The organism is Arthrobacter sp. AL12, from assembly GCF_029960645.1.
Lineage (GTDB): Bacteria > Actinomycetota > Actinomycetes > Actinomycetales > Micrococcaceae > Arthrobacter.
Genome location: NZ_JASBQY010000009.1, coordinates 131,803 through 155,940, shown reverse-complemented (window position 1 = coordinate 155,940; position 24,138 = coordinate 131,803). Strand labels below are relative to the sequence as shown.

Genomic DNA, 24,138 nt, shown 5'->3' with positions numbered 1-24,138 from the left:
CGAGTCCTCTGCTAGCTACAACACGAACCTATTTCCCCGGGAACCTTGAAGAGCCCGTTAAACCCCGGAGAGCCCCCGACCACACGGTCGGGGCTCTCCCGCATTTAACCCTCCGGGTAGAGTTGTTGCCCATGGACAACCTCTTCAGCCACGCAGCCCCTGATGCCTCCGAGACACCGGAGCCGGCAGCGGCCGACGGGCTGGACCCCGTCGTGTACACCGTTATTGTCCCGGGGGCAGTGGCGCGCGCCTTTGTTGGATTCACCGAACACACGCATCTCTGGTGGCCCCTTGAGGAGCACAGCGTCTTCGGTGCCGGCTCCTATGTGGAATTCGAGGAGAACCTGGTCCTGGAGAGTGCGGACGACGGAAAGACCGCCATTTGGGGATCCATCGATGACTGGCAGCCCCCGCTGTCCTTCCATGCCAGCTGGCACCCCGGCACGTCGGCCGTCTGGTCTACGGAGCTGCGCGTGGCGTTCCGGGCCGTGCAGGACGGGACAGAGCTCCGCCTCGTGCACAGCGGGTGGGAAGGTGCCGAGGACCCCGCCACAACACGGGCCGAGTACGCAGCCGGCTGGCCAGAGGTACTGGACCGGTTCGTGCGCTTCATGGGCGGGGTCGGCGCCTAGGGCTGCCAGCGGGCCGAACGTATTTTCGGCGCCTAGTGGATCGGCACGGTGTCCATGGGCGGAACGGCCGTGCTGGAGCGGATCACGAAGCGCGTCGGGTACTCGGTGTCGGCCGCTGCGGTGTCCCCGGCGCCGTCGAGCCCGGCCAGCAGGCGTCGGACAGCCAGCGCACCCTGGCCGCGGGCGTCCTGGTCAATCGTGGTGAGTCCAAACACCTCACCGAGCTCGTGGCCGTCGATGCCGATCACGGATAGGTCCTCAGGTACCCGGAGCCCGAAGTCGCGGGCGGCGAGGATGGTGCCGATCGCCATTTCATCGGATGCCGCGAAGACCGCGGTGGGCCGCTCCACGGAGCCGCCGAGCAATTGCCGTGCGCTGGCGTAGGCGCCCTGGATGGTGAAGTCGGCAGAGACCTGCCACTCCGGACGGATCGCCAGTCCAGCTTCGTTCATGGCCTTCTTGAAACCGGCCTGGCGGGTGCCCGGCAGGCGGAAGTCTTTGTCGTAGGCGGCGTCACCTGTCATATGGGCGATCATGCTGTGGCCGAGCTGGATCAGGTGGCGGGACGCGGCGTGGGCAATACCCGAATCGTCGATGCGGATGGCTGTGGCTCCCGGCAATGGGCCGCCGATCCCTACGATGGGCCGGTGGATCGCGAGCAGCTGCTGGATCTCGGCTGCGCTGAGCTTCAGCGACACTGCAATCACCGCATCCACCCGCTTGCGCAACAGGAAGTCGTTCAGCACGCTGTGACGGCGTTCCTGGCCCTCGCTGACGTTGTAGAGCGTAAGGTCATAGCCTGCGTCCAGCAGGGTGGCCGAGACGCCCTCCACTACCGAGGAAAAGAACCAGCGGTGCACGGACGGAACCACCAGGCCCACATTGTGGTTCCGTCCGGAGGCCAGGCTGGACGCGTGGTAGAAGAGGACGAAGCCGAGTTCGGCTGCGGCATTCTGGGCGCGTTCCCGGCTGCGGACCGAGACATTGCCCTTGCCGCTCAAGGCCCGTGAAACGGTGGCTATGGAGAGGCCAGCGCGCTCAGCGACGTCCTTGATGCCGGGCATTTCTTAGCTCTCCGAGTCCTAGATTTAGATTTCCAGCCAAACAGTTTCCCCTGAGCCTAACCGATGCCCGGAGCCGCCCGGTCCAGATGACTCAAGCCCTTCCGGGGCGGAATCCTGGGAGCTGCGCAGCAGCACCCGGCCGGCCGGCAGTTCTATTGCATCGTGTCCCGCATTGAGCAGTACCAGGGTGGTTCCGTTGAGGTACGCCAGGCAGCTGTCCGTGCACCAGTCCTCGGCCCAGGCGAGTGACCCCTGGCCCAGTCCAAGTTCGCGCCGGGCGGCCAGCATGCGCCGGTACAGGTTGAGGTGCGACGACGGCGACGCGGCCTGGGCGTCCCGCGCCAGTTCCGTGAAGCTTGCCGGCTGGGGAAGCCACGGGGCTGCCCCGCTGCCGAAGCCGGCGTGCAGTTCGGCGGTGCGCCACGGCAGCGGCACGCGGCAGCCGTCGCGGCCCAGGCGTTCGCCGCCGGTGCGGCCGAACGTGGGGTCCTGCCGCTGGTGGTCCGGGATGTCGATCCCGTCGGGCAGGCCGAGTTCTTCGCCCTGGTAGAGGTAGGCGCCGCCGGGCAGCCCGAGCATGAACATCGACGCGGCCGCGGCCCGGGAGCGGCCCAGGGCCTCGTCCGGCTGGGGATCAAAGGCGCCGATCCCGTCGCCGTCGCGCGGTGCGTTGCCGTCGTAGCCGAACCGGGTGGCATGCCGGACCACATCGTGGTTGGAGAGCACCCAGGTGCTGGGAGCGCCGACGGAGTCCAGCGCAGTCAGCGACTCGGTGATGACACCGCGCATTCGGCGGACATCCAGGCCGGCGTGCAGGTACGGGAAGTTGAAGGCCTGGTGCATTTCGTCCGGCCGGACCCAGTCGGCCAGCCGGGGGAGAGGATCGACATTGGCCTCGGCGCAGAGGATGCGGTCCGGGCCGTATTCGGCAAGGATCCGCCGCCACTTGCGGTAGATGTCGTGCAGTGCGGGCTGGCCGAACATCGGAGCGTCGTGGCCGGGGTAGCCGTCGCAGCTGTTGCCATCGGCGCGGCCGCCCCATTCGGGCAGCCCCGGGGCCTTGACCAGGGCATGGGCAACGTCCACGCGGAAGCCCGAGACGCCGCGGTCCAGCCAGAAACGCAGGACTTGCTCGAATTCCTCGTGCACAGCGTCGTTGTCCCAGTTGAAGTCCGGCTGGGAGGTGTCAAAGAGGTGCAGGTACCACTGGCCTGGCGTGCCGTCCGGTTCGGCGATCCGGGTCCAGGCCGGGCCGCCGAAGTGGGACTCCCAGTTGTTCGGCGGCTCCTCGCCGTAATGGCCGCGGCCGTCCCGGAAGATGAACATGTCCCGTTCCGGGCTGCCGGCGGGCGCGGCGAGGGCAGCCTGGAAAGCGGCGTGCTGGTCCGAGCAGTGGTTGGGGACCAGGTCCACGATCATCCGCAGGCCAAGCCGCGTGGCCTCGGCCATCATGGCGTCGAAGTCAGCCAGCGTGCCGAACAGTGGGTCGACGTCGCAGTAGTCGCTGACGTCGTAGCCGGCGTCGCGCTGCGGGGAGCGGTAGAACGGGGAGAGCCAGACGGCGTCGATGTCGAGTTCGGCCAGCTGGGGCAGTTCAGCGGTGATCCCGGCCAGGTCGCCCACGCCGTCCCCGTTCAGGTCCCGGAACGAGCGCGGGTACACCTGGTAGATCACGGCCGAGCGCCACCAGCCGGGGAGTTGGTCTTCGGCGTGGACCTGCGTCAGGGGGCTGGTCAGGGGCCCGGCCAGTTCGGCGGGGGCGATGAGTGCTGAGTCAACGGACATGCCGGTAATCGTAAGGCCGAACCTTCCAAATTGAAAACGCTTCCACACACAACTGTTGCGTGCCGTTTTTGCCAGGGTTTGGATAATCCCCGATGCCGGGCTCCGTCAGGGCACTGAGCTGCGGCATCATCCTGACGCGCCGGGTTTAGGTGGGGAATTCGAGCCCGGCTGTTACTCGCCAGTAGTGTGACTTTTCAAACTCATGGTCAACGTGAACTTTGGAAGCGCTTGCAGCTGTGAGCCACATCACCGACTATGCCACCGGGACCCCCGGACTCTTCACCAGAGCTTTCCGACACGGCCATCAGCGTGGATGCAGGATTTTATGAAAGGGACACCAATGAAGGTGCAGAACACCCTCACCACCGGGACCAGCCGCCGGGTTTTCACGGCCGGTGCGATCTCCGTAGCTGCCGCGCTGGCGCTGAGCGCCTGCGGCGGCGCAGCAGCCACCGCCCCGGCAACCGCAACGGCCACGGCCACGCCTGACCTCAAGGCGGCCGGCGCCGGCACCATCACCATGTGGGTTGATGCCGAGCGCTCACCTGCGCTCAAGGACATCACCGCCAAGTTCCAGGCTGACACGGGCATCGAAGTGAAGCACGTGGTCAAGGACTTCGCCGCAGCCCGCGACGACTTCATCACTCAGGTGCCCACCGGCAAGGGCCCGGACCTGATCGTTGGCCCGCACGACTGGGTAGGCAAGTTCGTTCTGAACGGTGTCATTGCCCCGGTGGAGCTCGGCGACAAGACGTCCGGCTTCCAGGACTCCGCCGTCAAGGCCATGACCTTCAACGGTTCCGTCTACGGCGTCCCTTACGCGATCGAGAACATCGCGCTGCTGCGCAACACCGACATGGTGCCGGCTGCCGCCAAAACCTTCGACGAAGTCATCAGCAACGGCAAGAAGGCTGTCGCCGACGGCAAGGCCACGTTCCCGTTCCTGGTCGGCATGGATCCCTCGCAGGGCGACCCCTATCACCTGTATCCGCGGCAGGCCTCCATGGGTTCGCAGGTCTTCGGCCTGGCTGCCGACGGCGGCTACGATCCCAAGCAGCTCCTGATCGGCGACGCCGCCGGTGTGGAGTTCGCCAAGAAGCTGGCCGCCTGGGGCGATGCCGGCGAGAAGATCATCAACTCCAACAGACCAGGCCTTGGTGGAGCTGGTGCAGGCCGCCCGCCCGCGGCCTGAAGGTGATCGGTGACCTCACCGCCAACCACTCCGGCGACGACCACGAGTGGTTCCGGCGCGCCCTCGCCGAGCCGGGCTCCGCCAAAGCGGGCTACTACTACTTCAACGACGATCACACCGAGTACGAGGCCTGGTATGGGTCGCCTCGCTGCCCAAACTCAACTGGGCCTCGGCGGGGCTGAGGGAACGGTTCGTTCTGGCCGACGACTCGCCCGTGGCCCGCTGGCTCAGGCCTCCCTTCAACCTCGACGGCTGGCGGATCGACGTCGGCAACATGACCGGACGGCTCGGCGCCACGGATTTGAACCAGGACGTGGCCCGGCTGATCGCCGGCAGGGTCCGGGGGATCAACCCGGAGGCTGCGCTGCTGGCCGAAGCCACGAACGACGCCGCCCCGGACTTCAGCGGTGAACACTGGCACGGCGCCATGACGTATTCCAACTTCACCCGTCCGCTGTGGTCCTGGCTCGCCGGCGACGCCCGCACGTCAACTTCTTCGGCACCCCCTTGCCCGGGCCCAACCGGACGGGCGCCGAGGACTTCCTGGCCACCCACCTGGACCTGGCGGCCCCCTTCAGCTGGGACGTCCGGCAGCAAAACATGAATGCGCTGAACAGCCACGACACCGCACGGGCCGCCACCGTGATGATCGACGGCGGCCAGCGGCTCGGGGCGGTACTGATGTTCACGCTGCCCGGCGTCCCGGTGGTGCACGCCGGAGATGAATTCGGGCTCAAGGGGAACAACGGGGAAGCCTCGCGGACGCCGATGCCCTGGAACGATCCGGACCGGGTCCTGGCCGACCTCCGGGAGGACTACGCCGCGCTCGCCGCGCTGCGCCGGGAGCAGTCCGCGCTGACCGGCGGCGGAATCCGCTGGCTGCACGCGGAAGGCGACGCCCTGTCATTTGTGCGCGAGGCCGCTGGAAGCTCCGTGCTCGTCGTTGTGATACGGGCCGCCGCGGACGTCCACCTGGCGCCAGGATCACTGAACGTGGCCCAGCGGGTGGCCCTCGACGGGGATTCCGCGTTCAGCACCGGCCACATCAGCGCCCACATCAATCCAGGTCACCTCGACACCGGGCAAAGCAGTGCAGATCCCTTGGCCGGTGGGCAGATCAGGGCGGGTGGCCGCGCCGGTGGGCAGATCAGGGCGGGTGGCCGCGCCGGTGGGCAGATCAGGGCGGATGGCACGGCCCCAGGCGCCCTGATCTGCACCCGCGGCGCCGCGGCCGCTGTCTGGGTGCTGCCAGGCACCCCGCTGCCCCGAGCCGCGCCACGGTTAACACCAGTGTCAGCACCCCCATCCGGCGCTCCCGGCTCCGCGCCTTAGACTGAAGGCCGGATTCGACGAACTGGAGACCGCATGAGCATCATCGACGAGCTCACCTCTGCACTGGGACCGGCCAAAGTCGCCCTGGACGCCCCCACCTTGACTGTCTATGCCGTGGACCAGGCGCCGGTGCTGGACTACCAACTGCCGCAGGCCGTGGTCCGGGCCGAATCCATCGAAGACGTCCAGGCCACCGTCCGGGTCTGCGCCGCCCACGGGGTCCCGCTGGTGGCCCGCGGCGCCGGGACCGGGGTCTCGGGTGGCGCGCACGCGAGCAAGGGCTGTGTCGTGCTGAGCCTGGAACGGATGAACCGAGTCCTGGACCTGAACGCCGACGACGAAACGGCCGTCGTCGAACCCGGGGTCATCAACGCGGACCTCAACGCGGCCGCGGCAGTCCACGGACTCATGTACGCCCCCGACCCGGCCAGCTTCAAGCAGTCCACGATCGGCGGCAACGTGGCCACGAACGCGGGCGGCCTGCGTTGCGCCAAGTACGGGGTGACCCGCGACTCGGTGCTGGCGCTCGACGTCGTGCTGGCGGACGGATCGCTCATCCGTACCGGCCACCAGACCTTCAAGGGTGTCGCCGGCTACGACCTCACCTCGCTCTTCGTCGGCTCCGAAGGGACACTGGGGATCGTCGTCGGCATCACCGTCCGGCTCAAGTATCTCCCGCAGGACGTGCATACGATCGCCGCCTTCTACCTGGACTTCCGCAGCGCCGCGGCCGGCGTCCTCGCCGTGGGCAGGGCCCGCGTGCAGCCGGCCATCATGGAACTGCTCGACAGCGGCACTCTCGCCCAGCTCGACGCGCTCCACGGCTCGGACCTCGCCGCCCGCGGACAGGCCCTGCTGCTGATCCAGACCGACGGCTTCGGTGCAGCGGCGGAGGCGGCGGCGATCCGGCCCGTCCTCGTGGCCGGCGGCGCGGTCGTGACCATGGAGGCCAGCGCGGAGGCGGAGCGGCTGGTGGAGCTGCGGCGCAACAGCCGCGGGGTGGAGGTCGATGACGAATACCGGGTGGGCGAGGACGTCGCAGTTCCGCGCTCAAGGCTCGTGGACTACGTTGCTGAACTGGAGGCCATGGCGGCGGCGTTCCGGGTCAGGCTCAAGGTGGTGGCGCACGCCGGCGACGGCAATCTGCACCCGACGTTCTGGGTGGACCGGGTGGACGGCGCAGTCGGCGCCGACGCCATGGGGCGGCTGGGCGAGGCCCTGGACAAATCCATCACCGTTGCACTGGCGATGGGCGGCACCATCACGGGGGAGCACGGGATCGGCCAGTTCAAGCTGCGCTGGCTAGGGCTGGAACAGAAGGAACCCGTGCGCGAACTGCAACGCCGGATTAAGGAACTCTTCGACCCGGCCGGCATCCTGAACCCCGGCAAGGCGATTTAGCGCGACTGTGCCACAACCTGCCCCCAACTAGCTCGCAGCAAAGGCCATTCTGAGGGCTCAGAACGGCCCCTGACCGCGAGTCAGTTGCGTGTGCACTCAGTCGTCGGAGTCCGGGTATTCCTCGATGGACTCGTCGGCGCCGTAGCGGGATTCCTCCGTTTCCACCTCCAGGATCTTCAGCAGTCCCGTGTCCGGGTTCAGCATGATGGCCGCCTCGTCCCGGCGGTGGCGCAGCTCCGAGTCGATGTAGGACTGCACGGCTTCGGCCAGGGGGATGTGCCGGTTCTCCTTCTCGGACATGTACCAGCGGTGCTCCAGGATCTCGTGCACAGCCTCCGCAGGCTCCAGCTTCCCGGACAGGTCCCGGGGGATGGAACGGACAATCGGTTCGAAAATCTGGCTGACCCACAGGTGGGCGCTGTACTCCTCGTCCATCCCGGGGTGGTTGTCCGCGCGGAAGGAGTCCATGTCGTTCAGGAGCCGGCGTGCCTGGTTTTCCTGGGCGTCCAGCCCGGTCAGGCGCAGCAGCCGGCGCTGGTGATGGCCGGCGTCGACCACCTTTGGCTGCAGCTGGATCGTGGAGCCGTTCTGGGTCGTCTTGATCGCGTATTCCTCGACGTCGAACCCCAGCTCGTTGAGCTTCCGGATGCGGGCCGCCACGCGCCAGCGCTCACCGATTTCGAACGATTCCTTTTCCGTGAGCTCGGTCCAGAGGCGCCGGTAGCTGTCCATGATGAGTTCACTCGTAGCCACCGGGTCCACTTTTTCCTCGATCAGGCCGCCGTCGAGCAGGTCCATGAGTTCACCGGCGATATTTACCCGGGCGATTTCCAGATCGTATTCGCGCTGGCCCGTGGACAGGTCCGGGTAGAGCTCGCCGGTCTCCGCGTCCACAAGGTACGCCGCGAACGCGCCGGCGTCGCGGCGGAACAGCGTGTTGGACAGGGAGACATCGCCCCAGTAGAAGCCGATCAGGTGCAGGCGCACCAGGAGCAGGGCCTGGGCATCGATCAGGCGCGTCAGCGTGTCCTTGCGCAGCATCTGCGAGAAGAGGGCGCGGTACGGCATGGAGAACTTCAGGTGCCGGGTGACCAGCACGGGGTTCAGCGGCCGGCCGTCCGGCGTCGTGCGGCCGGTGATGACCGCGACCGGTTCCACGCAGGGCACGTCCAGCCGGGCGAGCTTGCGGAGCATGTGGTACTCGTGGCGGGCCACGTGTTCCGAGGTTTCCTTGATGGCGATGACCGAGCCGCCCAGGTGGGCGAAGCGCACAATATGGCGGGAGATGCCGCGGGGCAGCGCGGCGAGGTATTCCGCCGGCCAGTCCTCCAGGGCGATGTGCCACGGCAAGTCCAGCAGCTCCGGATCGGTGGCGGCGGCGGTGATGCTCAGCGAGCTCGAGGACACGGACGCCTTGCTGTCATTCGCGCTGGCGGCCTCGAACCGGGGCAGCTTGCCGATCTGACCGTAGTCTGTGGGTTCGTCGTGCCACTGGGCACTGTTTTCCTCGGTCATGCGGTTTTCCTCGGTCATGAACCAATTCTTCCGTACTATGGGCCGCGGCCCTAACGAAAGGGTCCGGCCAGGGGAGTTAAAGCCCGGCGGCGGCCCTCCAGTTGGGAGGACCGCCGCCGGTAGAGCCGGTGCGTGGTGGGGACTAGTCGCCCAGGCGCAGACCCGTCTTGGTGTCGAACAGGTGCACGTGGCCTGACTGCGGACGGACGTAAATGGACTCGCCCTTCATTGGGGGGCGGCGGCCGTCGACGCGGGCCACGATGTCGTGGCTCTTTCCGTCCAGCGTGGTGTGCCCGTAGACGTAGGCGTCGGCGCCGAGTTCCTCGACGACGTCGACCTCAACGTGGAGGCCTTCACCCTCGGCGACCTGCTCGAGGTCCTCCGGGCGGGAGCCGAGCGTTACAGTCTTGCCGCTGGCCTCTTCGAGGACGTTGTGCGGCACCGGGTAGATCGTGCCGCCGAACTGCACGCCGCCGTCGACGACGGGCAACTCAAGCAGGTTCATCGCGGGGGAGCCGATGAAGCCGGCCACGAAGACGTTCTTGGGCTTGTCGTACAGGTTGCGCGGGGTGTCGACCTGCATCAGCAGGCCGTCCTTCAGCACGGCGACACGGTCGCCCATGGTCATGGCCTCGACCTGGTCGTGGGTCACGTAGACCGTGGTGACGCCCAGGCGGCGGGTCAGGGACGCGATCTGCGTGCGGGTCTGCACGCGGAGCTTTGCATCAAGGTTGGACAGCGGCTCATCCATGAGGAAGACCTGCGGGTTACGCACGATCGCGCGGCCCATGGCAACACGCTGGCGCTGGCCGCCGGAGAGTGCCTTCGGCTTGCGGTCCAGGTACGGCTCGAGGTCCAGAAGCTTGGCAGCTTCACGGACACGCTCGGCGCGCTCTTCCTTGCTGACGCCGGCGATCTTCAGGGCAAACCCCATGTTGTCCGCGACCGTCATGTGCGGGTACAGGGCGTAGTTCTGGAAGACCATGGCGATGTCTCGGTCCTTCGGGGGAACATCGGTGACATCGCGGTCGCCAATGAGGATCCGGCCGGCGTTGACGTCCTCAAGACCTGCGAGCATGCGCAGGGAGGTCGACTTGCCACAGCCGGAGGGTCCAACGAGGACCAGGAATTCGCCATCAGCGATTTCAATGTTGAGCTTGTCAACAGCGGGCTTATCCGTGCCCGGATACAGACGTGTTGCGTTGTCAAAAGTAACTGTAGCCACAGTTATCAATCCCTTCACCGGCAGGTACGTGCCGGACGATCCGTAGTGAATGGTCTTATTCTTCAGTTGTTAATTCAGTTATCAGCACATGATCGTGCGTATACTCCCCGGCCGAAGCCGAGGAGTATCCAATGACGCCGCACGGTACTTGTGCGCCACATCACAACCAGAGTATGTCATATTTTTGTTAAAAGGGTAAAAATGTTGCGGATGTCACACGTGATCCGGCTTACCCGGGGCCAATTATGCGGTAGGCTCCGGCAGCCCGAGGGCGCGTCGCCGCTCGCGCAGCAGGGCCTCCAACAGCTCGGACACGTGCGCGGGGGCTTCGATCCGGAACTGGGCCTGGGTGAAGTCCAGGCCGACCTTGACCCCGAGATCCCCGGGGAGCAGCCGGGCCAATGCGTCCTCGTCGGTAGTGTCATCGCCCGCGAAGACCGTGGCGGTGGCGCCGGTGGCCTGGCGCAGGAAGGCGATGCCTTCCCCCTTGGAGGTGTGGACCACCGAGGTTTCCAGCACCCGGTTGCCGTTCTTCAGGTACACACCGGGGCGGTCCGCCAGGACGGCGCGGGCAGCGGCGACGGCGTCCTCGGCAACGTCGTCCGCAGCCAGCCGGGTGTGCAGGACGACGCCGGCCGGTTTGTCCTCCAGCAGGGTTCCCGGTGCCACCTCCACGATGCCCTCCAGTTCGCGCCGGACCTCGGCGAGCAGTTCCCGGCGGTCGTCATCGAGTTCGAGTTTCGAGGACCCCGGCCCCATCCAGACTTCCGCGCCGTGACTGCCGATCAGCAGCGTCTTCTCCGGGGGAAAGGCGACAGACCGCAGGCTGTCCAGGGCGCGCCCCGAGATGAGCGCCGTCGTCGTCCGCGGCAGTTCCGTGAGAGCGGCGAAGGCCGCTGCCGAGCGGGGGAGCGCCCGGGCATCCCCGGCATGGTCCACGAGGGGTGCCATCGTGCCGTCGAAATCCATCGCGACCAGCAGCTGTTCGGCGGCGGCGATGCGGCGCAGGGCGTCGAGGAGCTCCGGGGCGAGGGAGAGCGGTGTCTGCTTGGGGGCCTGCTCAGGAGTCATCGCGGATTACCTTTTCCTCGAGCGCGCTCAGGAAATCCGAGGACCAGAGATCGACGTCGTGGTCCAGGATCTGCTTGCGCATCGAGCGCATGCGGCGTGCGGCCTCCGCGGGCTGCATGTTGACGGCCCTCATGATGGTGTCCTTGAGGCCGTCGATGTCGTGCGGGTTCATCAGCAGGGCCTGCTTGAGCTGGTCCGCGGCTCCGGCGAACTCGCTCAGCACCAGAGCGCCGTCATTGTTGGTCCGGGCCGTGACGTATTCCTTGGCCACGAGATTCATCCCGTCTCGCAAAGCGGTCACGAGCATAACGTCCGCCGCCAGGTAGAGCGCCACCATCTCCTCGATCGGGTAGCTGTGATGCAGGTAGCGCACCGCGGTGTTCTGCATGGTGTCGTAGGTGCCGTTGATGTGGCCCACCGTGCCCTCTACTTCTTCGCGCAGCACGCGGTAATGCTCCACTCGTTCCCGGCTGGGACTGGCGACCTGGATCAGGGTTGCGTCCTCGACCGACACTTTGCCGTCCGCCAGGAGTTCCTCGTAGGCCTTGAGTCGATGCCGGATGCCCTTGGTGTAGTCGAGCCGGTCGACGCCGAGCAGGATGGTTTTCGGGTCACCGAGATCCCGGCGGATCTGCCGGGATCGTTCGAGGATCTCCGGGTTCCGTGCCAGCTCGCTGATCTGCTTGACGTCGATGGAAATGGGGAAGGCCTGGGCGCGGGCGATATGGGTGGTCTTCCCGTCAGCGCCCTTGACGTGGATCTGCTGCTGCTTGACGCTGGCGCCGAGGAAGCGGCGGGCGGAGCGCATGAAGTTCCCGGCGTCGCTGGGGCGCTGGAAGCCGACCAGGTCAGCGCCCAGCAGCCCATCGATGATGGCGCGACGCCACGGCAGCTGGGCGAAGATCTCCGGCGGCGGGAACGGAATGTGGTTGAAGAACCCGATTTTCAGGTCTGGTCGCGCCTCCCGCAGCATCTTCGGGACGAGCTGAAGCTGGTAGTCCTGAACCCATACAGTGGCGCCCTGGCTGGCGTGGTTGATGACGGCGTCCGCGAACCGGCGGTTGACCTTGCGGTAGGAGTCCCACCAGGTCCGGTGGAACTCCGGCGGGGCGATCACGTCGTGGTACAGCGGCCAGAGGGTGGAGTTGGAGAAGCCCTCATAGAAGAATTCGATGTCGTGCGTGCTCAGCTGGACGGGGACGAGGTCGATGCCGCCGTGGCTGAAAGGCTGGACATGCTCATCGGGGGCGCCGTGCCAGCCGACCCAGGCGCCGTCGGTCTTGGTCATCATGGGTGCCAGGGCGGTCACCAGGCCGCCGGGGGAGCGGCGCCAGCCGTCCTCGCATCCGGGCTCGTCCGGTGAGCAGCGGTCAACCGGCAGGCGGTTTGAAACCACCATGAAGTCATACTGCGCGTCCGGTTCCGTGTCGCTGCGCCCGGACGCGGCGGTGCCGAGCGCGTCCGCGCCGGTGGATTCTGGATCCGATTCGGCGTGTGTGGTTGCCTGCATTGGTGCTCCCTGGGATTCGCTCGTGGCTCCTATCCACCCTAGCCCGACGGAATCTTCTGTGCTATTCGTCCGATGGGAGGCGGGGAGGAAGGTTGAAAGCGCAAGTTCCCAGATTTCTCCCCTAAAATGATGAATTGCCACCCAGTGGATATCACCGGCCGATCGACCCGAGGAACTAATGAGCCCCGCAAACGAACCCCGTCAGTCCAAAACAGAGCGAACTGCCGCGGCCCGCGACAAAGCCCGTGAAATCCGCGAGGCGCAGGTGAAGAAGGACAAGCGCAACAAGCTGCTCATCGGCTGGGGCATCGTCGCCGCCGTCGTGGCCATCATTGTGGTGGTGGCGCTGGTAGTCACCTCGAACATTCAGAAAAACGCCCCGGTTGCGGACGAGGGGTCCACCCCGGCCAACGGCAACGTTTACGGCGGCGTCACGCTGCTGGCCAACTCCGAGGTCGCGAAGACCGAGCCTGCGACCGTCCGGGTCGCCGACATTCCTGCTCCGGCGGAAACCCCTCCGGCGGTCGTGAACGCGCCCGGTGCCGAGGCGGAGGCTGGTAAGCCGGTCAAGGTGGTCCTCTACATCGACTTCATCTGCCCGGTGTGCAAGAACTTTGAGACCCAGTACAACGAGACACTCACAAACCTTCGCAACGAAGGCAAGATCGCCGTGGAGTACCGCCCGCTGGGCTTCCTGGACAGCCGCTCCACCACGAACTACTCCTCCCGCGCGGCCAACGCCGCAGCCTGCGTTGTGAACGAATCGCCGGAGAAGTACGCGGACTTCGTCAATGCGCTGTTTGAGAAGCAGCCCGCTGAAGGCGGCGCCGGCATCTCGGATGCCGATCTGAAGAAGATGGCCACCGACGTCGGGGCCAAGGGCATCGAAACGTGCGTGGACGAGAAGACCTACCGCCCGTGGGTTAAATACACCACCCAGCAGGCTGCCTCCATCGGTGTCACCGGCACGCCCTCCGTGTTCGTTGAAGGCCAGCAGTGGGGCAAGGGCGAGAGCGCCCAGACCCCGTTCGAGGAGTTCCTCCAGGCCGCCATCGACGCCAAGAAGTAGGCGCAGGGACCCGGCAGCAACTGCGGGCCCGGTTCCGGATTCTTCCGGAGCCGGGTCTGTTTTTATCACCGGGCATCCGTGGGCTAACCTTATCTAGCGCCGTCGCGCCGGGCGCCTCATCGCGGACCGGTCTTGCCGGTGCACAGGAATGCCTCCTTAGCTCAGTTGGCCAGAGCACCGCTCTTGTAAAGCGGGGGTCGTCGGTTCGAATCCGACAGGGGGCCCGAAGAAGAACCGCGTCGTCTACTGGGATCCAGCCCGGTGGCGGCGCGGTTTTCGTTGGTCCGCAAGGGGTGGCTCCAGGGCCGGCACTCTTAGCGTTGGCGTTGTCCCACGGCGCAGCGACCGCCTGGCGGGTCGTTAGGCCCTAGACCGCGAAATCCTCACGGCGGAGTCTGGGCCTATGACTGAAACAAATCCGGACAAGACGCCGGACATCAAGTCCACCCAGCTGCAGGAACAACCGACGGCGGTGCTGCGCGAAACCGTTCCCATGAAGGGGCTGCGCGAGTTCTTCGGCCGCGCCTACAGCTCCGTGATGAGTGCCGCGGAACAACAGCACGTCCAGCTGGCCGGACCGCCGTTTGCGTTGTATCGCGGGATGCCCACCGACGTCGTCGACGTCGAGGCGGGGTTTCCGGTGGCGGCGCCGTTTCCCGGCGGCGATAGCGCTGTGACCGCGGGATCCCTCCCCGCCGGCCGGGCCTTCGAAGCGATGCACGTGGGCCCTTACGAGACGCTCCCCGAAACGTACGGGGCGATCATGGAGAAGATGCAGGCCGAAGGCCTGACGCCGGGCAATGCGATGTGGGAGTACTACCTCAGCGACCCCGCGGTGGAACCGGACCCGTCGACCTGGAAGACGCTCATCATCTGGCCCGTCGCCTGAGCGTACAGCCGGTAGTGCAGGCCATCCGGCGTCGAGCCGTTTGAGCGCCGCGGCATCCGCCGTGGTGCCCTGCCCGTCCCATTCGGAGGGCCGAGCGACGCAAAGTACCTGATTGGGCACACTTTTCTTCAACTGCGTGCATAATGTCCTAGACTGCTTCACTGAAGTGCCTGAAATGGCGCTGCGCAGCAACGAAAGTGAACCCCAAATGGCTACCGATTACGACGCACCACGCAAGACTGAAGAAGAGTCTCCCGCCGAGTCGCTGGAGGCACTTCAGGCGTCCCGCAGTGGGGGCGCCCAGACAGCCGTCATCGACGTCGACGAGAACGACACAGCCGAAGGCATCGACCTTCCCGGTGCTGATCTTTCCGGCGAGGAACTGACTGTCGTTGTTGTTCCCGAGCAGTCCGATGAATTCACCTGCTCCTCCTGCTTCCTGGTCCGTCACCGGTCCCAGCTGGCCAAGGAAAAGAACGGCCTGAAGTACTGCCGCGACTGCGAAGGCTAGGGGACCCTCCACCGCTTCACAACTTTCCAGCAAGGCACACCGAAGCGCCGGATTCCGCAAGGGACCGGCGCTTCGCCGTTGCCCGGAATTCCCGGCAGCACGACGACGACGGCGCGACCGTCCCGTGACCCGGCGCGGCGCAGCTTAACGGTTGGGCGCCGATCCTCCCGCCCCCTCGATTCGGCCCGGAAACGCTCCTATCCTGTTGCTATCTGATCTCTTGAGGGGGCTCCCCATGAAGAAGTTCCGGGTGTGGCTGGTAGCGATTCTGATGGCTGTCGGATTGGGCCTCGTGGCGCCCGGTCCCGCAGCGGCGGCACCCTACTGCGGACTGGTGTGGGGGTCGCTAATAAAGGCGGATCGGGCGATGAGCCAGGCCCAGGTGACGAATGTCCGCTCGGGGCAGCACTACTGTTTCGACCGGCTGGTCATCGACCTCAAAGGGCCCGTCGCCGGCTACACCGTCCGCTACGTTCCGCAGGTCACCCAGGACGGCTCGGGATTCCCTGTCCCCCTGCGCGGTCAGGCGTTCCTCCAGGTCACGGTCAACTCCCCGGCTTATAACGACAACGGCAATGCCACCTTCACGCCGGCAGACCCGAAGGAACTGAGCGACGTCAGCGGTTACCAGACCTTCCGGCAGGTGGCATGGGCCGGCAGCTTCGAAGGCTATTCAAGCCTCGGCCTCGGAGTCCGGGCCCGGCTGCCGTTCCGCGTGTTTACCCTGGACGGACCGGCCGCAGGCTCGCGGCTCGTGATCGACGTCGCGCACTTCTGGTAAGGCCCGGCCGGACGGGCGGCGGCGCTGCCCGGGTGTCCCGCCGTCGTTAGTAAGCGGACTTAGTAAGCTGACCGAGAAATTCCTCCGGGACCGTCGCGGTCCTGTTGCGCCCTGCGGTAGCGTCGGAGATATCGGACCTAGCGATACCGGACGCATCGGTACCGCACCTACTCAGGAGGACGCATGAAAGCTTCACCGACCCTCACGACGAACCTGCAAGCGGTGCTTGTTGACCTGATCGAACTTCACGTTCAGGGCAAGCAGGCGCACTGGAACATCGTCGGAACGAACTTCCGGGACCTCCACCTGCAGCTGGACGAGATTATCGAATCGGCCCGTGAGTTCGCGGATGACCTGGCGGAGCGCATGCGCGCACTCCACGCCCTTCCGGACGGCCGCAGCTCCACGGTGTCCAAGTCCACCGCGCTCGCAGAGTTCCCCAGCGGCCTGATCAACACCAAGGACGCCATTGAGCGGATCGTTGCAGCCCTGGAGGCCGCCGTCGGCACCATGCGCAAAGTCCACGACGAAGTCGACGAAGAGGACCCCACCACGGCGGACCTGCTGCACGGGTTCATCGCCAAGTTCGAGCAGTACGCCTGGATGGTCAATGCGGAGACGATGCGGGCCAACTCCAGCGTCACCACGGCGGACAGCAAGTAGCGTTCGCCTGCAGATCCCAGCGCCCGGCCCCGGTTCCCACCGGCGCCGGGCGCTTGCGTTTAGCCTCGCGCCGGGCGTTTAAGCAGCGCCGCGGGCGGGCCCGGGAGCGGTCCGGTTCCCCGGCTATTTATCGCGTTATTTGGCGGTCGGCACCTTCCGGAGCACGACGGCGGCGAGCACCGACGCCCCGGTCATGAGCACGAGCGCAATGGTGGCCGTGATGTGGACGCCCGAATCGAACGCGGTCCGGGCAGCGGTCATCACGGCCTCCGCCAGCGGTCCCGGGAGGGCCTGGGCGAGTTCCACGGCCCCGGCGAGCGTCTCGCCAGCCTGGGCCGATGCCTCAGCCGGCACCGCATCCGCGACTCCGGCGGGAAGCCGCAGGTTGCCCTGGTAGGAAGCCGTAAGGATGGAGCCGAGGATAGCGGTGCCCAGCAGTGAACCGATTTCGTAGCCGGTCTCGGAAATTGCGGCGGCCGCGCCGGACTTCTCTGCCGGGGCGGCACCGAGGATCAGGTCGTTGGAGATGGTCTCCGCGGCGCCGACGCCGAGGCACAGCACCAGCAGGGCCGCCAGCAGCAGCGCCGGGCCGTTGCCGTGATCGCCGAAGGCCACAAGGAAGTAGCCCCCGGCGCTGAGCAGCAGCCCGCCCGCGACCACAAAACCTGGGCGGATCTTCTTCACCAGCGGCACCACCAGCAGGCCAGCCAGGACGGTCGCGATGAGCGCTGGGACCATGGCGACGCCGGATTCCGAGGGGGACTGCCCCTCGATCAGCTGCAGGTGCTGGGCCAGGAACAGGATGAAGCCGTTGAAGGAGAACAGGGCCAGCACGTTGGCGATGATGGCGGTGCTGAAGACCCGGTTGCCGAAGAGGCTGAGATCGAGCAGGGGAGCGGTCCGGTTTGCGGCAAGCGCGCCGTGCGTCAGGAGCTGCCGCTGCCGCCGGATGAAGACGTACCCCATCAGCAGGCCGAAGGCGATGGCGGCCAGCGGTTCCAGTGCCAGGCCGTGCGTGGCCAGGATCTTGATCCCGTAGACCACCGGCACCATGACCAGCAGGGACAGCACGATGCTGGGCACATCGACCCGGCCCGGGTTCGGGTCCCGGGACTCCGGGATCAGCGCCGGGCCCAGGACCAGCAGCGGCAGGATGATCGGCACTGCCACCAGCAGCACCGCGCCCCACCAGAAGTGCTCCACCAGCCAGCCGCCGAAGATCGGGCCCAGCGCGGCACCGCCGGAGAAACCGGCGGCCCAGATGGCCACGGCCAGCCGGCGCCGGTTGGGCTCGGGGAAGATGTTGCGGATCAGGGACAGCGTGGAGGGCATCAGCATGGCGCCGAAGAATCCGAGCCCCGCACGCCCGGCGATCAGCCATTCGGCGCTGGGGGCAAACGCCGTGACCGCCGAGACGGCAGCGAAGCCGGTGCTGCCGATGAAGAGCAGCCGGCGGCGGCCGATCCTGTCGCCGAGGCTGCCCATCGCCACCAGAAGGCCGGCGAGGACCAGGGGATAGGCGTCGACAATCCACAGCAGTTCCACGCCGGAGGCATCGAGGCTTCGCGCGATGGCAGGCAACGCGAAGGTCAGGGCCGTATTGTCGACGGCCACGAGCAGCACGGGAAACATCAGCAGTGCCAGCGCCAGCCAGTCCCGCCACGGCGCACGCGGCGCCGGGGACGGTCTTGTTCCGGCGGCGGAGTTTCCGGCGGCGGCGGGGCTGCTGACGGTTCCGGTGCTGCTGCGGGTGATGGGTGTGTTGCTCATGGTGATAACTATACCGTCTGGACGGTATAGTTAAAAACCTCACCGTTAAGCCGCGTCCCCGCTGCGGGGCATGATTGGAACCATGGCCAGAAAACCCGTCGCCCGTGAAGCCGTCCTTGACGCGTTCGAATCCCTGCTGATCGAAGAGGGTGAACGTGCCGCGACCCTGGATGCCGTCGCCCGGCGGGCCGGCGTTTCCAAGGGCGGGCTGCTCTACCACTTCCCCAATAAGGAGGCGATGATTTCGGTCCTGCTGGAACGGCTGGACCGGCTGCTCGACGAGGACCTCGCCGCCATGGCCCACGCGCCGGAAGGCGCAGCGGCGTTCTTTATCAGGTCCTCCGTCTGGGCGGACACCCCGCTGGACCGGGTCTTCGTGGCCGCCACCCGGCTGGCGGAAGTGGCCCACCAGGAAACCCTGCGGCGGATGGCCGCGGTCCAGGCGAGCTGGCTGGAACTGCTGGCGGCCGACGTCGGCCCCGCCATGGCCAAGCCGGTCCTCTACATGGGGGACGGACTGTACTTCAACGCCATGCTGGCGCGCGGCCCTGGCGGCCCGCTCCCGGAGGTTGGCCCCGACGTCGAAAGCCTGCTCACCGCCCTCGAGCGGCTCCGCGGCTGAATTGCACGCTGGCCCGGCCGCCCGCCGCGCGGGCACCCGACGTCGAAATCGCCGGAGACTTGCCAAGTCGCCGGAACGTTCCCGCGAATCCGCAGCTTTCCCGCGACTTCGCCGCCCGCCGCGCGGGCACCCGACGTCGAAATCGCCGGAGACTTGCCAGGTCGCCGGAACGTTCCCGCGAATCCGCAGCTTTCCCGCGACTTCGGGCGCGACGGCGGCCCGCGATTTTGAGCCCGACGGCGGCCTCCGCGCGTCACTGGTTTGCGGACGCGGGCCGGGCATAGGACAATGGGGCCTGTGACTGTTGTCACGCAAATTTAATATGCCTTTGATCTGCGGCGGGAGAGTTCTGCAAGTAGGTACAAGCAGGCGCCGTAGGAGCAAACCCTCCCCAGGAATCTCTCAGGCCCACGTACCGCCGCGGCAAGGCAACTCTGGAAAGTAGCAGGCTGTCTTTTGACATGCTGTGCTCACCGACGGTGCAAGCGGAGCCATGCGAGAGCACGGCTGCGCGGAAACTCTCAGGTCCAATACAGAGTGGGGAGGAACCCGAATCAATGTGGCGTACCCTGCGCCGCCTTAGTTATGGAGTTCCTTGTGACTGTTACCTCAGCCTCCACGTCCTTCGTTGACCGGCACATCGGCGCCCGCCGCCAGGCCGACGTCGACGCCATGCTGAAGGCTGTCGGCTACGACACCGTCGATGCGCTCGTGGACACGGCCGTCCCGAAGGACATCCGGCAGGACTCCGCGCTGGCCCTCGGCCAGGCGCTCAGCGAAGTCGAGGTCCTCGCCGAGCTGCGCAAGCTCGCCGCGAAGAACAAAACCGCCGTCCAGATGATCGGGCAGGGCTACTACGACACCCTCACCCCGCCCGTCATCCGCCGCAACATCCTCGAAGCCCCGGCCTGGTACACGGCCTACACCCCGTACCAGCCGGAAATCTCCCAGGGCCGGCTTGAGGCCCTGCTGAACTTCCAGACCATGGTCCAGGACCTCGTTGGCCTGCCCATTGCCAACGCCTCGCTGCTGGACGAAGCCACCGCCGTCGCCGAGGCCGTGCTGATGATGCGACGGGCCAACAAGAACAAGGCGGCGCACGACGGCAAGACCGTCCTCGACGCCGACTGCCTGCCGCAGACCATCGCGATCGTCAAGGGCCGCGCCGAGGCGCTCGGCTTCGAGGTCGAGGTCGCCGATCTCTCCGAGGGTCTGCCCGAGGGCGTCATTAACGGCGTTGTCCTGCAGCAGCCCGGCGCCTCCGGCCGCGTGTTTGACCACACCGCCGTGATCGCCGACGCCAAGGAACGCGGCGCCCTCGTCACCGTCGCCGCGGACCTGCTGTCCCTGACCCTCATCACCCCGCCCGGCGAGCAGGGTGCCGACATCGCCGTCGGCTCCGCTCAGCGTTTCGGCGTCCCGCTGTTCTTCGGCGGCCCGCACGCCGCCTACATGGCGGTCCAGAAGGGCCTCGAACGGTCCATGCCCGGCCGCCTGGTCGGCGTCTCCAAGGACAACGCCGGCGTCCCGGCCTACCGCCTGGCCCTGCAGACCCGCGAGCAGCACATCCGCCGCGAGAAGGCGACCTCGAACATCTGCACCGCGCAGGCCCTGCTGGCGATTGTGTCCTCCTTCTACGCCGTTTACCACGGTCCGGACGGCCTGAAGGCTATCGCCGAGACCACCCACGGCCACGCCAGGACCATCGCCGCGTCGCTGAAGGCCGCGGGCCTGGACGTCCTGCACACCAGTTTCTTCGACACCGTGACGGTCTCGGTTCCCGGCAAGGCCGCGCAGATCATCGCCGCCGCCGAGGCCAAGGGCATCAACCTGCGCGGCATCGACGCGGACACCGTCGGCATCTCGGCCGATGAGGCTACGACGGCGGCCATCGTCGCCGACGTCGCCGCCGCCTTCGGCGCCGCCGCGGCGGAGTCCGGAGAGGCTTTCGCACTGGATGCCGCCGTCGAGCGCACCTCGGACTACCTGCAGCACCCGGTCTTCAACACGCACCGCTCCGAGACCCAGCTGCTGCGCTACATCCGCCGCCTCTCGGACCGCGACCTGGCCCTGGACCGCACCATGATCCCGCTGGGTTCGTGCACCATGAAGCTGAACGCCACGGCCGAAATGGAAGCCATCTCCTGGCCGGAGTTTGCCTCCATCCACCCCTTCGCCCCGGAATCCCAGACCGCCGGCTGGCGCGAACTCATCGAGGACCTCGAAGCCCAGCTGACCGAGATCACCGGCTACGACCAGGTCTCCATCCAGCCCAACGCCGGGTCGCAGGGCGAGCTCGCCGGCCTGCTCGCCATCCGCGGCTACCACCACTCGCGCGGCCAGGCCCAGCGCAACATCTGCCTGATCCCGGCGTCCGCGCACGGCACCAACGCGGCCTCGGCCGTCCTGGCCGGGATGAAGGTCGTCGTCGTGGCCACCGCCACGGACGGCACGATCGACCATGCCGACCTGCGGGCCAAGATCGAGCTGCACAAAGATGCGCTGTCCGCGATCATGATCACCTATCCCTCCACCCACGGGGTGTTCGACGCCGACGTCCGTGAGGTCTGCGACGCCATCCACGCCGCCGGCGGCCAGGTCTACATCGACGGCGCCAACCTCAACGCCCTCGTCGGGCTGGCCCAGCCGGGCCTGTTCGGCGGCGATGTCTCACACCTGAACCTGCACAAGACCTTCTGCATTCCGCACGGCGGCGGCGGCCCCGGCGTCGGGCCGGTCGCGGCCAAGGCGCACCTGGCACCGTTCATGCCGGGCAACGCCGCCGATCCGGCGAACGGCGAAAGCGGGACCCCGATCTCCGCGTCGCGCTACGGATCCGCCGGCGTGCTGCCGATCTCCTGGGCCTACGTGAAGCTCATGGGCGGCCAGGGCCTCACCGAGGCCACGAAATCGGCCCTGCTCGCGGCCAACTACATCGCGGCCCGGCTGAACGACTTCTTCCCGGTGCTCTACACCGGCGAAGGCGGACTGGTGGCCCACGAGTGCATCCTGGACCTGCGCGAACTCACTGCCAAGACCGGCGTGACCGCCGAGGACGTCGCCAAGCGCCTGATCGACTACGGTTTCCATGCCCCCACGCTGGCGTTCCCGGTGGCCGGCACCCTGATGGTCGAGCCCACCGAGTCCGAGGACATCGGCGAGATCGACCGCTTCATTACGGCCATGATCTCCATCCGCGCCGAGATCGACCAGGTGGCGCACGGCGACTTCACCGTCGAGCACAGCCCGCTGCGCAACTCCCCGCACACCGCCGCCGCCGTCATCAGCAGCGACTGGGCCCGCGAGTACCCGCGTGAGCAGGCCGTTTTCCCGGTCCACACGCTCAAGCAGGACAAGTACTTCCCGCCGGTCGGTCGGATCGACGGCGCCGCCGGGGACCGCAACCTGATCTGTTCCTGCCCTCCCCTCGAAGCCTTCGAAGAAGACACAGCAGACCACTCCGACGACTCCGCCTCTCACAACTAGGGACAGCCACCGATGACTGAGAATTACACGGCACTTTACGAAGAGCACAAGAAGCTCGGCGCCTCCTTCACCGACTTCGGCGGCTGGCAGATGCCGCTCAAGTACAGCTCCGAACTGGCCGAGCACCACGCCGTCCGCAAGTCCGCGGGCCTTTACGACCTCTCCCACATGGGCGAGGTCTGGGTCACCGGCCCTGACGCCGCGGCCTTCCTGGACTACGCACTGGTCGGCAAGATCTCCGCGATGGCGGTCGGCAAGGCCAAGTACTCGCTGATCTGCAACGAGGACGGCGGCATCATCGACGACCTCATCACCTACCGCCGCGGCGACCAGCAGTTCCTGGTGGTCCCCAACGCCGGCAACGCCAAAGTCGTGGCCGCGGCCATGGCCGAGCGGGCCGGTTCCGGCAAAGAAGGCGGCTTCGACGTCACCGTCGAGGACGCCTCCGCCCGGACCTCGCTGATCGCCGTGCAGGGACCCAAAGCCCAGGAGATCCTGCTGCGCCTCGTTCCGGCCGTGCAGCACGAACTCGTGACCGGCCTGAAGTACTACGCCGCCGTCGACGTTCCCTTTATGTTCGGCGGCACCAGCCAGGGGCTCCTGCTCGCCCGCACCGGTTACACCGGTGAGGACGGTTTCGAGATCTTCGTCGCGAACGACGACGCCGCCGCCCTCTGGCAGGCGCTTGTGGCCATCGCGGAGGACGGCGAATTGACCCCCGCCGGACTCGCGTCCCGCGACTCGCTCCGGCTCGAGGCCGGAATGCCGCTCTACGGCAACGAGCTCTCCCTCGACGGCGACCCCTTCGCCGCCGGGCTGGGCCCGGTCGTGGCGCTCTCCAAGGAAGGCGACTTCGTCGGCAAGGCTGCCCTCGCGGCCAAGAAGGAAGCCGGCGCAGGCACCACCACGGGCCGCAAACTCGTTGGCCTCAGGGGCCTCGGACGCCGGGCCGGCCGCGGCCACTACCCGGTCCTGAAGGACGGCAACACCGTCGGAGAAGTCACCTCCGGCCAGCCCAGCCCGACCCTGGGCTATCCGGTCGCGATGGCCTACGTCGACGTCGAGTTCACCGAACCCGGCACGGCCCTGGACATCGACCTCCGCGGCAAGGCCGAACCCTTCGAAGTGGTCGCACTGCCGTTCTACAAGCGCCAAAAGTAACCCCCAGATTTAGCACCAACGACCACTCCAAGACTTAGGAAAAAACACATGGCAAGAGTTGCCCCTGAACTGCAGTACTCCGACGAGCACGAGTGGGTTGCACGGGACTCCGGCAACGCCGGATCCAACATTGTGTCCATCGGCATCTCGGCGGTCGCCACGGACGCCCTCGGCGACATCGTCTACGTGGACCTGCCCGAGGTCGGCGCCATGGTGACCGCGGGGGAGACCTGCGGCGAGGTGGAGTCCACCAAGTCCGTCTCGGATCTGTACGCCCCCGTCACCGGCGAGGTCACCGAAACCAACCCGGCCGTCGTCGAGGACCCCGCGCTGATCAACAGCGATCCCTACGGTGCCGGCTGGCTCTTCAAGGTCGCCGCCGAATCCGAGGGCCCGCTGCTCTCCGCCCAGGAGTACGCGTCCAAGAACGGCGGCGAGCTGTGAGCGCGGCCGCAGGTA

At 66.9% G+C, this 24,138-nt stretch carries 22 protein-coding genes, 1 tRNA gene and 1 riboswitch; of the genes, 16 read left to right on the top strand and 7 right to left on the bottom strand.

What is annotated here, in order from left to right:
* The first annotated feature begins 131 nt into the window (after positions 1-131).
* The gene (locus tag QK291_RS11985; protein ID WP_282382097.1) at positions 132-632 is read left to right on the top strand and encodes an SRPBCC domain-containing protein; all 501 of its coding nucleotides are present in this window, start codon (positions 132-134) and stop codon (positions 630-632) included.
* Between the two features lie 32 nt (positions 633-664).
* Here QK291_RS11985 and QK291_RS11980 read toward each other — a convergent pair whose 3' ends face one another.
* Both QK291_RS11980 and QK291_RS11975 read right to left on the bottom strand, forming a co-directional pair.
* Complete coding sequence (locus QK291_RS11980) at positions 665-1,696, bottom strand: LacI family DNA-binding transcriptional regulator (RefSeq protein WP_282382096.1); 1,032 nt, start codon at positions 1,694-1,696, stop codon at positions 665-667.
* Between the two features lie 24 nt (positions 1,697-1,720).
* Positions 1,721-3,481, bottom strand: coding sequence for a glycoside hydrolase family 13 protein (locus tag QK291_RS11975; protein ID WP_282382095.1), 1,761 nt, complete (start codon positions 3,479-3,481; stop codon positions 1,721-1,723).
* A gap of 340 nt (positions 3,482-3,821) precedes the next feature.
* On the opposite strand from QK291_RS11975, the gene QK291_RS11970 reads away from it, so the two are divergent.
* The 5 genes from QK291_RS11970 to QK291_RS11950 are packed head-to-tail and all read left to right on the top strand — an operon-like array spanning position 3,822 to position 7,406.
* Positions 3,822-4,673, top strand: a complete 852-nt coding sequence (locus QK291_RS11970) for an extracellular solute-binding protein (protein ID WP_282382094.1) — start codon at positions 3,822-3,824, stop codon at positions 4,671-4,673.
* Between the two features lie 2 nt (positions 4,674-4,675).
* Positions 4,676-4,855, top strand: a complete 180-nt coding sequence (locus QK291_RS11965) for an alpha-amylase family glycosyl hydrolase (RefSeq protein ID WP_282382093.1) — start codon at positions 4,676-4,678, stop codon at positions 4,853-4,855.
* A 32-nt stretch (positions 4,856-4,887) separates the two neighbouring features.
* A complete protein-coding gene (locus QK291_RS11960) occupies positions 4,888-5,277 on the top strand; it encodes a hypothetical protein (protein ID WP_282382092.1) in 390 nt (129 codons plus the stop codon).
* The gene (locus QK291_RS11955; protein ID WP_282382090.1) at positions 5,181-6,005 is read left to right on the top strand and encodes an alpha-amylase family glycosyl hydrolase; all 825 of its coding nucleotides are present in this window, start codon (positions 5,181-5,183) and stop codon (positions 6,003-6,005) included. The genes QK291_RS11960 and QK291_RS11955 overlap by 97 nt, the downstream gene beginning before the upstream one ends.
* Before the next feature lie 33 nt (positions 6,006-6,038).
* Positions 6,039-7,406 (top strand): FAD-binding protein, encoded by a 1,368-nt coding sequence (locus QK291_RS11950; RefSeq protein WP_282382088.1) that lies wholly within the window; start codon positions 6,039-6,041, stop codon positions 7,404-7,406.
* A 96-nt stretch (positions 7,407-7,502) separates the two neighbouring features.
* Here QK291_RS11950 and QK291_RS11945 read toward each other — a convergent pair whose 3' ends face one another.
* The 4 genes from QK291_RS11945 to QK291_RS11930 all read right to left on the bottom strand — a co-directional run bounded on the left by QK291_RS11945 (position 7,503) and on the right by QK291_RS11930 (position 12,616).
* Positions 7,503-8,921 (bottom strand): DUF4032 domain-containing protein, encoded by a 1,419-nt coding sequence (locus QK291_RS11945; RefSeq protein ID WP_282382111.1) that lies wholly within the window; start codon positions 8,919-8,921, stop codon positions 7,503-7,505.
* A gap of 142 nt (positions 8,922-9,063) precedes the next feature.
* Positions 9,064-10,146, bottom strand: a complete 1,083-nt coding sequence (ugpC, locus tag QK291_RS11940; RefSeq protein ID WP_282382086.1) for a sn-glycerol-3-phosphate ABC transporter ATP-binding protein UgpC — start codon at positions 10,144-10,146, stop codon at positions 9,064-9,066.
* A 243-nt stretch (positions 10,147-10,389) separates the two neighbouring features.
* Entirely contained in the window at positions 10,390-11,217 is an 828-nt protein-coding gene (gene otsB / locus QK291_RS11935; RefSeq protein ID WP_282382085.1) for a trehalose-phosphatase, read from the bottom strand.
* Positions 11,207-12,616 carry a trehalose-6-phosphate synthase gene (locus tag QK291_RS11930; RefSeq protein WP_282382108.1) on the bottom strand — a complete coding sequence of 470 codons (1,410 nt, stop codon included), beginning with the start codon at positions 12,614-12,616 and terminating at the stop codon, positions 11,207-11,209. Before QK291_RS11930 ends, otsB begins: the two co-directional genes overlap by 11 nt.
* A 289-nt stretch (positions 12,617-12,905) precedes the next feature.
* Between QK291_RS11930 and QK291_RS11925 the strand changes: the two genes are divergently transcribed.
* The 6 genes from QK291_RS11925 (at position 12,906) to QK291_RS11900 (ending at position 16,640) form a co-directional block, all read left to right on the top strand.
* Complete coding sequence (locus QK291_RS11925) at positions 12,906-13,796, top strand: DsbA family protein (protein ID WP_282382083.1); 891 nt, start codon at positions 12,906-12,908, stop codon at positions 13,794-13,796.
* A 150-nt stretch (positions 13,797-13,946) separates the two neighbouring features.
* A tRNA-Thr gene (locus tag QK291_RS11920) sits at positions 13,947-14,020 on the top strand.
* 179 nt (positions 14,021-14,199) lie between these two features.
* On the top strand, positions 14,200-14,685 hold the full coding sequence (locus tag QK291_RS11915; RefSeq protein ID WP_282382082.1) for a GyrI-like domain-containing protein: 486 nt from the start codon (positions 14,200-14,202) through the stop codon (positions 14,683-14,685).
* A gap of 208 nt (positions 14,686-14,893) precedes the next feature.
* The gene (locus QK291_RS11910; protein ID WP_282382081.1) at positions 14,894-15,196 is read left to right on the top strand and encodes a DUF4193 domain-containing protein; all 303 of its coding nucleotides are present in this window, start codon (positions 14,894-14,896) and stop codon (positions 15,194-15,196) included.
* A gap of 235 nt (positions 15,197-15,431) precedes the next feature.
* A complete protein-coding gene (locus QK291_RS11905) occupies positions 15,432-15,977 on the top strand; it encodes a hypothetical protein (protein WP_282382079.1) in 546 nt (181 codons plus the stop codon).
* Positions 15,978-16,160: 183 nt separating this feature from the next.
* On the top strand, positions 16,161-16,640 hold the full coding sequence (locus QK291_RS11900) for a DNA starvation/stationary phase protection protein (RefSeq protein ID WP_282382077.1): 480 nt from the start codon (positions 16,161-16,163) through the stop codon (positions 16,638-16,640).
* Between the two features lie 135 nt (positions 16,641-16,775).
* On the opposite strand, the gene QK291_RS11895 is transcribed toward QK291_RS11900, so the two are convergent.
* Complete coding sequence (locus tag QK291_RS11895) at positions 16,776-18,410, bottom strand: MFS transporter (RefSeq protein WP_282382074.1); 1,635 nt, start codon at positions 18,408-18,410, stop codon at positions 16,776-16,778.
* Positions 18,411-18,492: 82 nt separating this feature from the next.
* On the opposite strand from QK291_RS11895, the gene QK291_RS11890 reads away from it, so the two are divergent.
* From QK291_RS11890 to gcvH, 4 genes are all read left to right on the top strand, one after another.
* The gene (locus QK291_RS11890; RefSeq protein ID WP_282382071.1) at positions 18,493-19,032 is read left to right on the top strand and encodes a TetR/AcrR family transcriptional regulator; all 540 of its coding nucleotides are present in this window, start codon (positions 18,493-18,495) and stop codon (positions 19,030-19,032) included.
* Positions 19,033-19,361: 329 nt separating this feature from the next.
* Positions 19,362-19,460: riboswitch (glycine riboswitch) on the top strand.
* A 169-nt stretch (positions 19,461-19,629) separates the two neighbouring features.
* Positions 19,630-22,518 carry an aminomethyl-transferring glycine dehydrogenase gene (gene gcvP, locus QK291_RS11885; RefSeq protein WP_282382068.1) on the top strand — a complete coding sequence of 963 codons (2,889 nt, stop codon included), beginning with the start codon at positions 19,630-19,632 and terminating at the stop codon, positions 22,516-22,518.
* Positions 22,519-22,530: 12 nt separating this feature from the next.
* Positions 22,531-23,679 (top strand): glycine cleavage system aminomethyltransferase GcvT, encoded by a 1,149-nt coding sequence (gcvT, locus tag QK291_RS11880; protein ID WP_282382063.1) that lies wholly within the window; start codon positions 22,531-22,533, stop codon positions 23,677-23,679.
* Positions 23,680-23,727: 48 nt separating this feature from the next.
* Positions 23,728-24,123, top strand: a complete 396-nt coding sequence (gcvH, locus tag QK291_RS11875) for a glycine cleavage system protein GcvH (protein WP_282382059.1) — start codon at positions 23,728-23,730, stop codon at positions 24,121-24,123.
* Positions 24,124-24,138: the final 15 nt, after the last annotated feature.